At 71.1% G+C, this 13,696-nt stretch carries 9 protein-coding genes; 5 read left to right on the top strand and 4 right to left on the bottom strand.

Going from position 1 to position 13,696, the window contains the following annotated elements; all coding sequences use genetic code 11:
* Positions 1 to 6 precede the first annotated feature (6 nt).
* From phoU to phoR, 3 genes are all read left to right on the top strand, one after another.
* Positions 7 to 714 carry a phosphate signaling complex protein PhoU gene (phoU, locus tag FHT38_RS12065; protein ID WP_091733624.1) on the top strand — a complete coding sequence of 236 codons (708 nt, stop codon included), beginning with the start codon at positions 7 to 9 and terminating at the stop codon, positions 712 to 714.
* An 83-nt stretch (positions 715 to 797) separates the two neighbouring features.
* Positions 798 to 1,499, top strand: a complete 702-nt coding sequence (gene phoB / locus FHT38_RS12060) for a phosphate regulon transcriptional regulator PhoB (RefSeq protein ID WP_091733626.1) — start codon at positions 798 to 800, stop codon at positions 1,497 to 1,499.
* Positions 1,500 to 1,509: 10 nt separating this feature from the next.
* A complete protein-coding gene (phoR, locus tag FHT38_RS12055) occupies positions 1,510 to 2,889 on the top strand; it encodes a phosphate regulon sensor histidine kinase PhoR (RefSeq protein WP_183491907.1) in 1,380 nt (459 codons plus the stop codon).
* Positions 2,890 to 2,911: 22 nt separating this feature from the next.
* On the opposite strand, the gene FHT38_RS12050 is transcribed toward phoR, so the two are convergent.
* The 4 genes from FHT38_RS12050 to trxA form a co-directional block, all read right to left on the bottom strand.
* Positions 2,912 to 4,561: a hypothetical protein gene (locus FHT38_RS12050; RefSeq protein ID WP_183491906.1), complete on the bottom strand. Its 1,650-nt coding sequence runs from the start codon at positions 4,559 to 4,561 to the stop codon at positions 2,912 to 2,914.
* A 245-nt stretch (positions 4,562 to 4,806) separates the two neighbouring features.
* Complete coding sequence (locus FHT38_RS12045; protein WP_091733632.1) at positions 4,807 to 5,070, bottom strand: type B 50S ribosomal protein L31; 264 nt, start codon at positions 5,068 to 5,070, stop codon at positions 4,807 to 4,809.
* A gap of 141 nt (positions 5,071 to 5,211) precedes the next feature.
* The gene (gene rho / locus FHT38_RS12040; RefSeq protein WP_091733634.1) at positions 5,212 to 6,474 is read right to left on the bottom strand and encodes a transcription termination factor Rho; all 1,263 of its coding nucleotides are present in this window, start codon (positions 6,472 to 6,474) and stop codon (positions 5,212 to 5,214) included.
* 236 nt (positions 6,475 to 6,710) lie between these two features.
* Positions 6,711 to 7,040 carry a thioredoxin TrxA gene (trxA, locus tag FHT38_RS12035; RefSeq protein WP_088383781.1) on the bottom strand — a complete coding sequence of 110 codons (330 nt, stop codon included), beginning with the start codon at positions 7,038 to 7,040 and terminating at the stop codon, positions 6,711 to 6,713.
* A 329-nt stretch (positions 7,041 to 7,369) separates the two neighbouring features.
* On the opposite strand from trxA, the gene FHT38_RS12030 reads away from it, so the two are divergent.
* A complete protein-coding gene (locus FHT38_RS12030; protein ID WP_183491905.1) occupies positions 7,370 to 10,078 on the top strand; it encodes a PD-(D/E)XK nuclease family protein in 2,709 nt (902 codons plus the stop codon).
* Positions 10,075 to 13,659, top strand: coding sequence for a UvrD-helicase domain-containing protein (locus FHT38_RS12025; protein ID WP_183491904.1), 3,585 nt, complete (start codon positions 10,075 to 10,077; stop codon positions 13,657 to 13,659). Before FHT38_RS12030 ends, FHT38_RS12025 begins: the two co-directional genes overlap by 4 nt.
* Positions 13,660 to 13,696: the final 37 nt, after the last annotated feature.

Here is a 13,696-nt window from a genome sequence, read left to right as displayed (position 1 = left end):
AAGACCATGACTGACAAGCATCTGTCCACCCAATTCGACGCCGAACTCAGCGGCATCTCCACCCGCGTGCTCGAGATGGGCGGCCTGGTCGAATCGCAGGTCGCGCAGGCCGTCGAGGCGCTGGGCACCTTCAGCGGCGACATCGCCAGCCACGTCCTCAAGCAGGAAGAGATCGTCAACACGATGGAGATCGAGATCGATCGCGACCTGTCGACGATCATCGCCCGTCGCCAGCCGACCGCGCGCGACCTGCGCCTGCTGATCGCCGTGTCCAAGACGATCGCCAACCTCGAGCGCGTCGGCGACGAGGCCGCCCGCATCGCCCGCACCGTGCAGCGCCTGATCAACACTGGCGTGTCCAGCCGCCTGCGCCTGCCGATGTCGGACCTGTCGTACGAGGCCGAACTGGCCACCGCGCAGCTGCGCAAGGCGCTGGACGCGTTCGCGCGGCTGGACGTGGACCGCGCGCTGGAGGTGCTCAAGGCCGACGACCAGATCGACAAGGAGTTCGACGGCCTGATGCGCAAGCTCATCACCTACATGATGGAAGACCCGCGCACCATCTCGTCGTCGATCGACCTGGTCTTCGTGGCCAAGGCGATCGAGCGCGTGGGCGACCATGCCAAGAACCTGGCCGAGGTCATCATCTACGTGGTCAAGGGCACCGACGTCCGCCACAACACGCCCGACGCCGTCGAGCACATGGTGCGCTGAGCACCGATCGCGATCCTCCCGTGCGGCCCGGCCCCGATCGGGGTGCCAGGACCGGCGGGACCGAATAAGAGGAGTTACCCCGCATGAGTCGCATCCTGGTCGTCGAGGACGAATCCGCCATCGCTGAACTGATCTCCATCAACCTGCGCCACGCCGGTTATGAGGTCACGCTGGCCGGCAATGCCGAGCAGGCGCAATTGGAAGTGGACCGCGTGCTGCCGGATCTGGTCGTGCTCGACTGGATGCTGCCGGGCCAGACCGGCCTGGCGCTGGCGCGCCAATGGCGTGGCGCGACCCGCACCCGCGAGCTGCCCATCATCCTGCTGACGGCGCGCGCGGAGGAGGTCGACAAGGTCTCCGGCCTGGATGCCGGTGCCGACGACTACCTGACCAAGCCGTTCTCCACCAACGAGCTGCTGGCCCGCATCCGCGCGGTGCTGCGCCGCAAGGCGCCCGAGGCACTGGACACCGCGGTCGAGGTCGGCGGCCTGGTGCTGGACCCGGGCACGCGCCGCGTCAGCCGCGAGGGCGTGGAGGTCAAGCTCGGCCCGACCGAGTTCCGCCTGCTGCACTTCTTCATGACGCACCCGGAGCGCGTGCATAGCCGCTCGCAGTTGCTGGACCGCGTCTGGGGCGACCACGTGTTCATCGAGGAACGCACCGTCGACGTCCACGTCAAGCGCCTGCGCGAGGCGCTGGAGAAGGTCAGCTGCGCCCGCATGATCGAAACGGTGCGCGGCGCCGGCTACCGACTGACCCAGCAGAGCAGCGCCCTGTCGGCCTGAGGACGCGTCCATGGCATGGATGTTGTCGCGGGTGCTGATGCTGGTGCTGGGCACCGGCGTAGCGGGGGGATTGGGCTACTGGTTGGGGGAATGGATGCGGATGCCGCAGCTGGCGGCGGCGCTGGCCGCGGCGGCGGCCGTCATCCTGATGGCCGTCTGGGACGCGGCGCGGGCGCATCGGCTGGTGACCTGGCTGCGCGGCGACCAGAACGACGACGCGCCCCGGCTTGGCGGCCTGTGGGGCGAGATGGCCTACCGCGTCGAACGCGGCCTGCGCGACAGGGAGCGCCGCTACGACCGCGAGCGCCAGCAGCTCGAGCAGTTCCTGCTGGCGATCGAGGCTTCCCCCAATGGCGTGATCCTGCTCGACGGCCAGGACCACATCCAATGGTGCAACGTCGTCGCCGGCGACCATTTCTCGCTGGACCCGCAACGCGACAAGCTGCAGCGGATCACCAACCTGGTCCGGTATCCGGCCTTCGTGTCCTACCTGCAGAACGGCAACTTCCAGCAGCCGCTGACGCTGACCAACACCCGCGCGAAATCCACGCTGCAGGTGCTGGTGCGCGATTACGGCGTCGGCGGGGAGTCGCGCAAGCTGGTGCTGTCGCTGGATGTGACGGACCGCGAGCGCAACGAGGCGATGCGGCGTGATTTCGTGGCCAACGTGTCGCATGAGATCCGCACGCCGCTGACGGTGCTGGCCGGCTTCATCGAGACCATGGCCAGCCTGCAGTTGACCGAAGCCGAGCGCAAGCGCGTGCTGCACCTGATGCAGCAGCAGACGACGCGGATGCAGACCCTGGTCGGTGACCTGCTGACGCTGGCGCAACTCGAGGGCAGTCCGCGGCCGGCCGCCGATCACTGGATCGCGCTGGATCCGCTGCTGGCGCGCGTCGGCGCCGACGCGCAGGCGCTGTCCAGCGGGCGGCATGAACTGGTCTGCGAGCGCCAGACTGGCGTCGAGCTGGCGGGCGTCGAGACCGAAATCCTCAGCGCGATCGCCAACCTGGTCAGCAACGCGGTGCGCTACACGCCGGAAGGCGGGCGCATCGAGCTGCAATGGCGCTGGACGCAGGACCATGGCGGCGAGATCTCGGTGATCGACAACGGTCCCGGCATCGCGCGCGAGCACCTGCCGCGGCTCACGGAGCGCTTCTATCGCGTCGACGGCAGCCGCTCGCGCGATACCGGCGGCACCGGGCTGGGACTGTCCATCGTCAAGCACGTGGTCCAGCGCCATGGCGGGGAACTGCGCATCGACAGCGAGCCGGGCAAGGGCTCCAGCTTCCGGCTCAAGTTCCCGGCCACGCGCGTCCGGTTGGCGGATTCGCCGGCGATGGGGGATGAGGCCGCCCCGGCGGCGCTGGCGGGCGGCGAAGGGCTCTGAGGCGCGGCGGCGTCGGGAAGGCTCAGCGGTCCTTCTGCATGACCAGGTAGGTGGCGAAGCGGTCCGTCGGGCGGCGGACGACGCCCAGGACCTTCCAGCCGCTCGGCGGCGTCGGCGTGCCTTCGGCCTGCACCGAGATCGCGATCGAGCAGGCGGTGGCGGCCAGGTTCTGGGTGGCATCGACGCGCCAGTGGCCCTGGAACTCCAGCGCGGCCAGCGCATGCGTCGGCAGGCTCGGCGCGGCGATGCAGTCGACATCTCTCGGCACGTGCGCCGCGATGCGGTCGACCAGCGGCTTGTTGCTGCGCGCGTAGTTCAGCGGATGCAGGCCCAGGGTCATCGCCAGCAACCAGGCCAGCGCCACGCCGCCGGCCGGCAGCGCCAGGCTCTTCCAGATCGCGTGGCGGTGGCGGGCGGTGCGCCAGCGCACCAGCCACAACCAGGCCAGGGTGCCCAGCAGGGCCAGCACGAAGGTGAGCAGGCTGAATTCCGGCTCATAGCCCTGGGCCAGCTTGCGGACGTTGGCCAGGAACTTGGCCGGCCAGCCAACCTGCAGCGCGGTGTAGTACAGCCACAGGAAGATCGCGCCGGCGGTGAAGAAGAACACCGAGAACCAGTCGAGCAGCGCGCTCGCGCTGCGCTGGAAGGTCGGCAGCGCGAAGCTCGCCAGCACCGCCAGCGGCGGCAGCGCGAGCAGCATGGCGCGGTCGTCGGCGCCCATCAGCAGGCTGGTCAGCAGCGGTACCAGCGAGGCCAACAGCGGCACGGACAGGTGGCGCCGCATCAGGTGCGAGCGCCAGCGCCACAGCGACCAGGCCGCCAGGGGCCAGGCCGGCCAGCAGAACCAGCCCAGCAGGCGCAGCCAGTCCAGCACGCTGCGTTCGCTGGCCTTGACGCGCCAGGCCCAGCCATGCATCGGCCAGGCCACGAGCGCCGCCAACGCCATCGCGCCGAGGATCCACGGCAGGAACTTGCGGGCGTCCTCGTAGGTCGAGCGGTAACACAGCCACAGCGCGCCGATGGACAGCGCCAGCGCGACGGCCGGCGCGCCGCTGGTCGCGAGCACCGGCAGCGCGGTGAACATCGCGGCGCGCGCCTTCCATCTGCGGAAGGGGAGCGCCGCGAGGCTGTAGACGAAGAGGGTGATGCCCAGCAGCTGGAGGATCTCGGGCGTGATCTCGTGGCCCAGGCGCAGCAGGCCGACGCTGGCGATCAGCGCCAGCAGGCAGCCGTCGGCCATGGCGCGGGCGTAGTCAACCGCATGGGCCTCGCCGCCGAAGGCGAAGGCGACCGGCTGGGCGGCCTCGGTGCGGGCCAGGTGCAGGCAGCTGTACCAGGCCAGCGCCAGCACCGCCGCCAGCATCAGACCGAAGGGGATGCGTGCCGCCACCGAGGGTTCCAGGAAGGGCAGCAGCTTGATGCCCAGCGCGCCGACCCAGTAGGGCAGCAGGCCGCCATCCGCAGGCAGGCCGGCGATCGCCGGCTGCAGCCACGGCGCGTGGCCCTGCGCGATGCTGGCGATGAAGCCGTAGGCGGTGAGATCGGCGTTGCGCCACGGGTCACGGCCGAACAGGCCGGGCAGCACGTAGGCCGCGCACAGCAGCAGCAGGGCCCAGCGAGGGATCGGGTGCGTGCTGCGCTCGGCCACGACGGCCGGGGTGGGCAGATTCATGCGCGTCTGTCTCGTTGTCGTTGTGAATGCCGGTGCGCATCATGCCGCAGCTTCGGTGCCCTCGGGACGACTCTGCTGACAGCGCACGGTAAAGGGCTCGAGGGCCGCGACGCGCTGTCCCGTGCTGGAGCGACGCGGCGCCGGCGGGCCGGAAGGCGTGACGCCGCGCGGCGCCATGAAAAAAGGCAGCCGGTGTGGCTGCCTTCTTCGCGGGGACCGGATGAGCATCCGGTCGGGGAGGGCGCTCAGGCCTTCTTGCGCAGGTTCGCAAACTTGTTGCGGAACTTCTCGACGCGGCCACCCAGGCTGTCGACGCTCTTCTGCGTGCCGGTGTAGAACGGGTGCGATTCGCTGGAGGTTTCCAGCTTGACCAGCGGCAGTTCGCGGCCGTCGTCCAGCTTGATCGATTCCTTGGTCACCACCGTCGAGCGGATGATGAACTGGGCGCCGTTGGACTGGTCCACGAAGACCACGTCACGGTAGTTGGGGTGAATGCCTTCTTTGGCCATCTCGCTTACCTCGCTGCAGTGCCGCCAGCCACACCGCCCCTTGCAGTGCACTTGTCGACAGCGGAAAAACGCGGAGTATAGCTGAAATGAAGGAAGCCGCCCAGAGGGCGGCTTCCGAGAAGTCCTTTGCCAGGGGCGGTATCAGCCGCCTCTGCGCATCATGTCGAAGAAGTCGTGGTTGTTCTTCGAGGACTTCATCTTGTCGAGGATGAACTCCATCGCCTCGATCTCGTCCATCGGGTAGAGCAGCTTGCGCAGGATCCAGGCCTTCTGGAGGATCTCGGGCTTGAGCAGCAGTTCCTCGCGGCGCGTGCCCGACTTGTTCAGCAGGATCGACGGGTAGACCCGCTTCTCGGCCATGCGGCGATCCAGGTGGATCTCGCAGTTGCCGGTGCCCTTGAACTCTTCGTAGATCACCTCGTCCATCTTGGAGCCGGTGTCCACCAGCGCGGTGCCGATGATGGTCAGCGAGCCGCCTTCCTCGATGTTGCGCGCCGCGCCGAAGAAGCGCTTGGGGCGCTGCAGCGCGTTGGCGTCCACGCCGCCGGTCAGCACCTTGCCGGAGCTGGGCAGCACGTTGTTGTAGGCGCGGGCCAGTCGGGTGATCGAGTCCAGCAGGATGATCACGTCCTTTCTCAGCTCGACCAGGCGCTTGGCGCGCTCGATGACCATCTCGGCGACCTGCACGTGGCGGGCGGCCGGTTCGTCGAAGGTGGAGCTGATGACCTCGCCGCGCACGGTGCGCTGCATCTCGGTCACTTCCTCGGGGCGCTCGTCCACCAGCAGCACCATCAGGTGGGCGTCGGGATAGTTGGCCGCGATCGAGTGCGCCAGGTGCTGCATCATCATCGTCTTGCCCGACTTGGGTGGCGCGACGAGCAGCGCGCGCTGGCCCTTACCGAGCGGGGCGATCAGATCGATGATGCGGCTGGTGATGTTGTCCTCGCCGCGGATGTCGCGCTCGAGCTTGAACTGCTCCTTCGGGAAGAGCGGCGTCAAGTTCTCGAACATGATCTTGTGCTTGGACTCCTCCGGCGTCAGGCCGTTGACGCGGTCCACCTTCACCAGCGCGAAGTAGCGCTCGCCGTCCTTGGGGACTCGAACCTCGCCTTCGATCATGTCGCCGGTGTGCAGGTTGAAGCGGCGGATCTGACTCGGCGACAGGTAGATGTCGTCGGTGGACGCCATGTAGCTGGTCTCGGGCGAGCGCAGGAAGCCGAAGCCGTCCGGCAGCACTTCCAGCACGCCGTCGCCGAAGACCTGTTCGCCGGCCTTGGCGCGCTTTTTCATGATCGCGAACATCAGCTCCTGCTTGCGCATGCGAGCGACGTTGTCGATCTCCAGCTCTTCGCCCATCTTGATCAGGGCGGAGACGTGAAGCGCCTTCAGTTCAGAAAGATGCATGGGGGGGTTGACCCGGTCTGTCGTCCAGGGCCTGCCAAGGCCAGGGACACAAACAACGGCGAGCCCAAGGGACGCGCTGCCGCGTTGCTGCGGACGGAGAGGATGCGTGGAGACTTGGGCGCCGAGTCCACGCGCTCACCCGGAACGTCGACGGCGTCCGAGGACGCCGCGCTGCCCGGGAGGGCGTGTTGGCAAGTTGTCCACCGGAGCCGCATGGGCCCCGGCGGATCGGATGATTATAGGTGGGCGTCCAGGAACGACGTCAACTGGGCCTTGGACAGGGCGCCGACCTTGGTGGCGGCGAGTTGGCCGCCCTTGAACAGCATCAGCGTCGGGATGCCGCGGATGCCGAACTTGGCGGGCACCTCGCGGTTGTCGTCGACGTTGAGCTTGGCGATCTGCAGCCGGTCGCCGTAGTCCTTGGCCACTTCGTCCAGGATGGGGGCGATCATCTTGCAGGGGCCGCACCACTCGGCCCAGTAGTCCACCAGCACGGGCTTGTCGGACTGGATGACGTCGCTGTCGAACGAGGCGTCGGAGATGTGTTTGATCTGTTCGCTGCTCATGGAGATGGTCCTTGCGTGATGTCCCTGTCGGGCGGATGCCTCGGGATGGGCGGCCGGCCGGGCGACAATATGTGCCGCCTCGGGTGCCCCAGGGTTGCAGGGCGAGCGACGATTCTCACACAAGCCCGGAAACCTCGGCCCGAGTAGGCGCTCCAGCCACATGACGGTGCGCAGGGCGGATCTCAAGGCGCGGGGGCCGAGGATTTCGCTATCGTCGCGATTCGCGGAATTCCGCCACCCCCACCGCCGTCCCTCATTCGCCAGAGCCCGCCACCGCCTTGACGCCCCAGTCGCCTCCGCCGCCCCAGCAGCCTTCGTCGCCATCGTCGATGCTCCGGACGACGTCCGCCCCGGACCTGCCGCCGTCGCACTTGCGGGCGACGGCGACCGTCGACTTCCCGTTGCTGCCTGCCCACACCAGTGCCGCGATCTGGGACGGCGTCGCGCGCCGCGCGGCGCAGTGGCTGGAGGCCAACGGCCTGGCGGCCCGCGACGCGGTGCTGCTGCTGCCCTTCGCGCAGCACCTGCAGCCCGCGCGGCTGGCCTGGATGAAGCTCTCGCGCTGGCAGCCGCGCATCGAGACGACCCGCAGCCTGGCTTCGGCGCTGGGCCCGAGCCCGCTCCCGCAGGCCCGCCAGATCACCGGCGACGCCGCCATCGACGCCCTGGCCGCGCGCGCGCTGCTGCGAAGCCAGAGCTGGGCCGAGGCGCTGCGCGAGCAGGACCCGCGGGCCCACGACGCGGCGGTGCTGCGGCTGGTCGAGTCCGCGCATGCGCTGGCACGCGAGGCGACGCTGCGGGATCCGGCGCGGCGCGCGGCGTTCTGGGACGACGGCCGGCTCGCGCTGGCGCAGCAGGGCGGCGTCGGTCACCTGGAGCGCGCGCTGCTGGCGGTCGCGCTCGAATGGGCGGCCGCCGACGGCCGCGCGCCGGCGACCGATGCGCTCTTCCACCTGCGCCCCAGCGCCTGGCTCCACCTGCAATGCGGCGGGCCCGACGCGCTGGCCGAGGCGCTGCTGGCCAGCGCCGAGGCGGCCGGCATCCCCTGCCTGCGCCTGAACGCCGACCTGCCGCTGGACACGGCCTTCGACGGCGGCGCGCCGGTCGGGCGGCTGGAACAGGCGGTCTGCGAGGACTTCGAGGACCTCGCGCAGTGCAGCGCCGCTTCGGTGCTGGACCACCTGCAGGCCGGGCGCGCGCCGGTCGCGCTGATCGCGCAGGACCGGGTGCTGCTGCGCCGGGTGCGCGCGCTGCTGGAGCGGCAGGGCCTGGGCATCAAGGACGAGACCGGCTGGACGCTCGCCACCACCGCGCCGGCCGCGCAGCTGATGGCGCTGCTGCGCGCGGCGCGGCGCGAGGCGACGGTCGACGAGTGGCTGGCCTGGCTGAAGACGCCGCTGGCCGCGTCGCTGCGGGAACACGGCGGCAGCGCGTCGCTGAGCGCGCTGGAGGGCCACTGCCGCAAGCGTGGCTGGTCCTCGCCGCAGGCGGTGCGCGCCGAACGCCTGCCCGCCGGCAGCGCGCGCCTGTGGACGGCCGCGCGCGAGGCGCTGGCGCCGCTGCAGCTGCGCGGCGCGCAGGCGCTCGAGCAATGGATCGCCGCGCTGACGCAGACGCTGCAGCAGCTCGGCGCCGACGAGCAGCTCAAGCGCCAGCCGGCCGGCGGGCCGCAGGTGCTGGATGCGCTCTGGCTGAGCAAGACGCCCTGGCCGGGATCCGGGCACGAAGCGGTGCTGCGCGAGGCGCAGCTGAGCGCGGCGGAGTTCGTCGACTGGGTGTCGCAGACGCTCGAGGCGGGCGAGTACAAGCCGCCGCTGGAGGGCGGTCTGCAGGTCATGATCACGCCGCTCGCGCGGACGATGCTGCGCCCGTTCGGCGCCATCGTGCTGCCCGGCGCGGACGCCGCGACGCTCGGGCCGGTGCCGCCCGGGCCGGCCTTGATCGGCGACGGGCTGGCGCGCCAGCTGGGCCTGCCGACGGCCGAGGACAAGCGCCAGGCGCTCGCCTGGCAGTTCGCGCAGCTGCTGCGGGCGCCGGCGGTGACGCTGCTGCGCCGCGGTCACCTGGGCAGCGAGCCGCTGGCGGCCAGTCCGCTGCTGGAGCGGCTCGAACTGGCGCTGCGGGCGGTGGGAGCGAGCTTGCCGGCGTGGCGCGATCCTCGCATCGAGGTGGCCGTGCAGGCCGCGCCGGCGGACCGCGCCGCGGCGCGCGCCGGCGGGCGGCTGCCCGCGGCGCTGAGCGCCAGCGCGGTGGAGGCGCTGCGCCAGTGCCCGTACCAGTTCTTCGCCCGCGTGCTGCTGGGGCTGCGCGAGGCCAACGAGCTCGAGGTCCAGGCCGACAAGCGCGACTACGGCACCTGGCTGCATGCGGTGCTGCACCAGTTCCACACCGAGCGGGTGGAGGGACTCGACCCGGCGCTCGACGACGCCGCGCGGCTGCAGCGCGCGGCGCAGGACCAGATGCGCGAGCTGGGGCTGGCGCCGGCGGAGTTCCTGCCGTATTCGGCGAGCTTCGCGCGCTTCCTGCCGGCCTACCTGGACTGGCTGGCCGAGCGGGAGTCCGAGGGACAGCGCTTCGAGCGCGGCGAGGTCGATCGCCGCGTGCGTCCGTGGGCCGGGATCGAGCCGGCGCTGGAGGACCTGGCGCTGCTGGGCCGCATCGACCGGGTGGACGAGTCGCCCGAGGGGCAGTTGCTCGTCGACTACAAGACCGGCAGCGTCAAGGGCCTCAAGGACAAGGTCGCGAATCCGCTCGAGGATACGCAGCTCGCCGTTTATGCCGTATTGATGGGGCATTCGGGCTCCAACGCACCGCTCCGCGCGCAATACCTGGCCCTGGACGATTCAAAGGGCATCACCCCGATCGAGCACGAGGACGTCGCCACCACCGCCGCCGTCATGCTGGACGGCCTGCGCGGCGACCTGATGGCCATCCACGCGGGCGATCCGCTGCCCGCGCTGGGCGAGGGCGTCGCCTGCGCCTACTGCGAGATGCGCGGCCTGTGCCGTCGCGACGATTGGGAAGGAGCCGCGCCGTGACCGGCTCGACGGACATGACGACCGACATCGCGACCGGCGCCTTCGCCGGCACCGCGGCCGCCTACACCCTCGATGGCGCGCCGGTCGCGCGCGAGCGCTTCTACGCGCTGGCCTGCGATCCGGCACGCAGCGTCGTCGTCGAGGCCTGTGCCGGTGCGGGCAAGACCTGGATGCTGGTGTCGCGCATCCTGCGCGCGCTGCTGGACGGCGCCCGGCCGCAGGACATCGTCGCGATCACCTTCACCCGCAAGGCGGCCGGCGAGATGCGCGCCCGCCTGAACGAGTGGCTGCATGAATTCGCCCATTGCGACGACGCGGGCCGCGTGCTCGCGCTGCGCCAGCGCGGCCTGCCGCAGGCCCAGGCCGAGGCGCTCGCTCCGCGGCTGGCGACGCTGCAGCAGCGCCTGCTGCAGGAAGCGCGGCCGGTGGAGATCCGCACCTTCCACGCCTGGTTCTCCCAGCTGCTGCGCGCCGCGCCGCTGGAGCTGCTGCGCGCGCAGGGGCTGTCGCCGGAGCTGCAACTGCTGGAGGACGAGACCGACCTGATGCCCGAGCTGTGGCAGCGCTTCCACGCGGCCGTGCTGGCGGACGAATCGCTGCTGGCGGTCTATCGCGAGCTCTGCCTGGTCCACGGCCGCAACAAGCTGCAGGACTGGCTGATGGCGGCCTTCGACAAGCGCGTCGAGCTGCGCCTGGCGCAGGCGCACGGACGACTGATGGACAGCGTGCCCACGGCAGCCGAGGTGGTGCCCGAACTGGCCGCGTTCGGCGAGCCGATCGACGCCTTCACCGCGATGCGCGGCGAGCTGCAGGCGCTCGCCGCCGAGCTGGGGCAAGGGCGGAACAAGACGCAGAAGGCCGCGGCGCTGGCGCTGGAGGCGGCGCTGTCGGCGCCCCGGGACGAGCCGCAGGCTGAAGCCCGCGCGCTCGCCGCCGTGCGCGCCGAGCTGTTCACGCAGAAGGGCACGCTGGTGAAGGCGCTGGGCGATTCGCCGCTGCTGCTCGAGCTGGGCGACCGGCTCGCCCGGCTGCAGCTGGCGCTGGACCAGGCCGACGCGCGCGCCTGGCACCAGCAGATGTGCGGGCTCGCGCTGACGCTGCTGGAGGCCTTCGAGCGCCTGAAGCGGGAGCGCGGCCTCGTCGACATGAACGACCTCGAGCGCGGTGCGCTGGCGCTGCTTGGCGACGCCGAGCTGTCGGGTTGGGTGCAGGAGCGGCTGGACAGCCAGGTGCGACACCTGCTGATCGACGAATTCCAGGACACCAGCCCGCTGCAGTGGCACGCGCTGTACGCGTGGCTGTCGGGTTATGTCGGCGCCGGGGGCGGCGCCAGCGGGCAACGGCCGCCCTCGGTGTTCATCGTGGGCGATCCCAAGCAGAGCATCTACCGCTTCCGACGCGCCGAACCGCGCGTCTTCGCCGCGGCGCGGGACTTCGTGCGCGAAGGCCTGGACGGCGTGCTGCTGGCCTGCGATCACACGCGGCGCAACTCGGCGCCGGTGCTGGCGGCGGTGAACGCGGTGTTCGAGCAGGCCAGCCTGGCGCAGCAGTACACCGGCTTCCGGGCCCACACCACCGAGGCGGGCGGCGGCGATCCGCTGGATGGCGTCCACTTCATCGCGGGCGACGAGGCGGACGACGCGGAATCCGCGGCGGCCACGCGCGACGCGGACACCTGGCGCCCGAGCCTGACCGAGCCGCGGCGCGAGCCGGAACTGCATCGCCGTGAAGCGGAGGCCCAGCGCATCGCCGCCTGCATCGCGGCGTTGCTGAGGGACGGCCAGGTGCAGCCGGGCGACGTGTTCGTGCTGGCGCGCAAGCGCGAAGGGCTGCGGGTGCTGGCGCAGGTGCTCAAGGGCCTGGGCATCGCGCATGCGGCGCCGGAGGACATGGCGCTGCTCGACGCGCCGGATGTGCGGGACCTGCTCGCGCTGCTGGATGCGCTGGCGTCCAGCGGGCATCAGCTGTCGCTGGCGCATGCGCTGCGCAGCCCCTTGTTCGGCGCCACCGAGGCCGACCTGCTGTGGCTCGCGGCCGCGTCGCGCTCCGCGCATTGGCTCGGCCAGGAGCCGCCGCAAGCGCGCCGGTCGACGCCCGCGGTCGATGAAGCGCCTCTGGCTGACGACGCGCCGCCGAACGGCTCGGCGGACAGTGACGAATCCGCAGTCAGCTCGACGTGGCCGGTCACGCGCTCCTGGTGGGAGGTCCTGCTGCAGGCCGAGCCGGCGTCGCTGAGCGAGGCGCTGCGACGCGCGCAGGGCCTGCTGTCGCGCTGGGCGTCGGTAGCCGCGCTGCGCAGCCCGCACGACCTGCTGGATGCGATCGTCGACGAGGGCGACCTGATGGCTCGCCTGGCCGCCGCCGTGCCGGCCAGCGAGCGCCGTGCGCGGCTGCATGCGGTCGAGGCGCTGCTGGCGCTGGCGCTGGAGCTCGACGGCGGGCGCTACGCCGGCTTGTACGGCTTCGTGCGCGCGCTGAAGAGCCGCGCGCTGAAGCTGGCCGCGCCCGCCGAGCCCGACGCGGTGCAGCTGCTGACGGTGCATGGCGCCAAGGGCCTGGAGGCCAAGGTCGTGGTCCTGATGGACGCGGAAGCCGGGCCGGCGCGCGCCGAAAGCATGGCGCTGGCGATCTCATGGCCGGTGCAGGAGCCGGTGCCGCGAACTGTGGCCTTCATCGTCTCGGAGGCGAAACCGCCGCCGTCGCTGCAGGCGCTGCTCGACGACGAAAAGGAGCAGCGCCAGCGCGAGGAGCTGAACGCGCTCTATGTCGCCATGACCCGGGCGCGTCATCGGCTGCTGCTGAGCCGCACGCCGGCCAAGCGCCAGAGCGCATCGGCGAGTTGGTGGGCGCGGGTGCAGCCGCACGCGGCGCCGCTGGCGGTGCCGGAGCTCGACGCGAGTGTGGATGTCGATGCCGCCAACGCTGAGGATGCCGCTCGTGCCGCTCGTGCCGCTGTCGCCTCGCATGCCGATGGCGTTGCCGCCGTGGCCCGCTTGAAGGTGCTGCCGCGCGTCGCGCCGCTGCCCGCCGAGGCGGTCGATGGGGTGGGCGCCGAGGTCGGCCAGAGCCCGGACGAGGTCGACGAAAGCGCCGCGCTCGGCGAGGCGCTGCACCGCGTGCTGGAGTGGCACAGCGGCCCGCGAGGGCGCGATCACACGCTCGAGCGCCTGATGGCGGCGGCGGCCCAGATGTACGGGCTCGACGCGCGTCGCGACGAGCGCTTGCAGCGCAGCGTGAAGGCGATCCTGGGCAGCGCCGACTGCGCCGCCTTCTTCGATGCCGACGCGCTGGTATGGCACGGCAACGAGGTGCCGCTGAGCTGGAACGGGCACGACATGCGCCTGGACCGGCTCGTCTGCCGGCAGGACGCCGCGGGCGCGCGGACCTGGTGGGTGCTCGACTACAAGCTGAATCCGGTGCCGCAGCGCAACCCGGACTATCTGCAGCAGCTGTGGCGCTATCGCGAGGCGGTGATGGCGCTGCAGCCCGGCGAGCCGGTGCGCTGCGCCTTCATCACGGGCCAGGGCCGGCTGATCGATTGCACCGAGGCGGTGGCCGGCGCGGCGGATCTCTTCGCCTGAAGTGCGCGGCGCGGGCCGCCGTGGGGCATGCGCCGCC

The organism is Mitsuaria sp. BK041 (assembly GCF_014193085.1).
In the GTDB taxonomy this organism is placed as follows: domain Bacteria; phylum Pseudomonadota; class Gammaproteobacteria; order Burkholderiales; family Burkholderiaceae_C; genus Roseateles.
Note: the sequence above shows the minus strand (reverse complement) of the source record. Positions and strands in the feature narration are given on the sequence as shown.

Bases quoted from the DNA above. Each gene is read 5' to 3' on its own strand.
- FHT38_RS12050 (WP_183491906.1), bottom strand. From the start codon at position 4,561: ATGAATCTGCCCACCCCGGCCGTCGTGGCCGAGCGCAGCACGCACCCG.
- rho (WP_091733634.1), bottom strand. From the start codon at position 6,474: ATGCATCTTTCTGAACTGAAGGCGCTTCACGTCTCCGCCCTGATCAAG.
- phoR (WP_183491907.1), top strand. From the start codon at position 1,510: ATGGCATGGATGTTGTCGCGGGTGCTGATGCTGGTGCTGGGCACCGGC.
- FHT38_RS12045 (WP_091733632.1), bottom strand. From the start codon at position 5,070: ATGGCCAAAGAAGGCATTCACCCCAACTACCGTGACGTGGTCTTCGTG.
- phoB (WP_091733626.1), top strand. From the start codon at position 798: ATGAGTCGCATCCTGGTCGTCGAGGACGAATCCGCCATCGCTGAACTG.
- phoU (WP_091733624.1), top strand. From the start codon at position 7: ATGACTGACAAGCATCTGTCCACCCAATTCGACGCCGAACTCAGCGGC.
- trxA (WP_088383781.1), bottom strand. From the start codon at position 7,040: ATGAGCAGCGAACAGATCAAACACATCTCCGACGCCTCGTTCGACAGC.
- FHT38_RS12030 (WP_183491905.1), top strand. From the start codon at position 7,370: ATGCTCCGGACGACGTCCGCCCCGGACCTGCCGCCGTCGCACTTGCGG.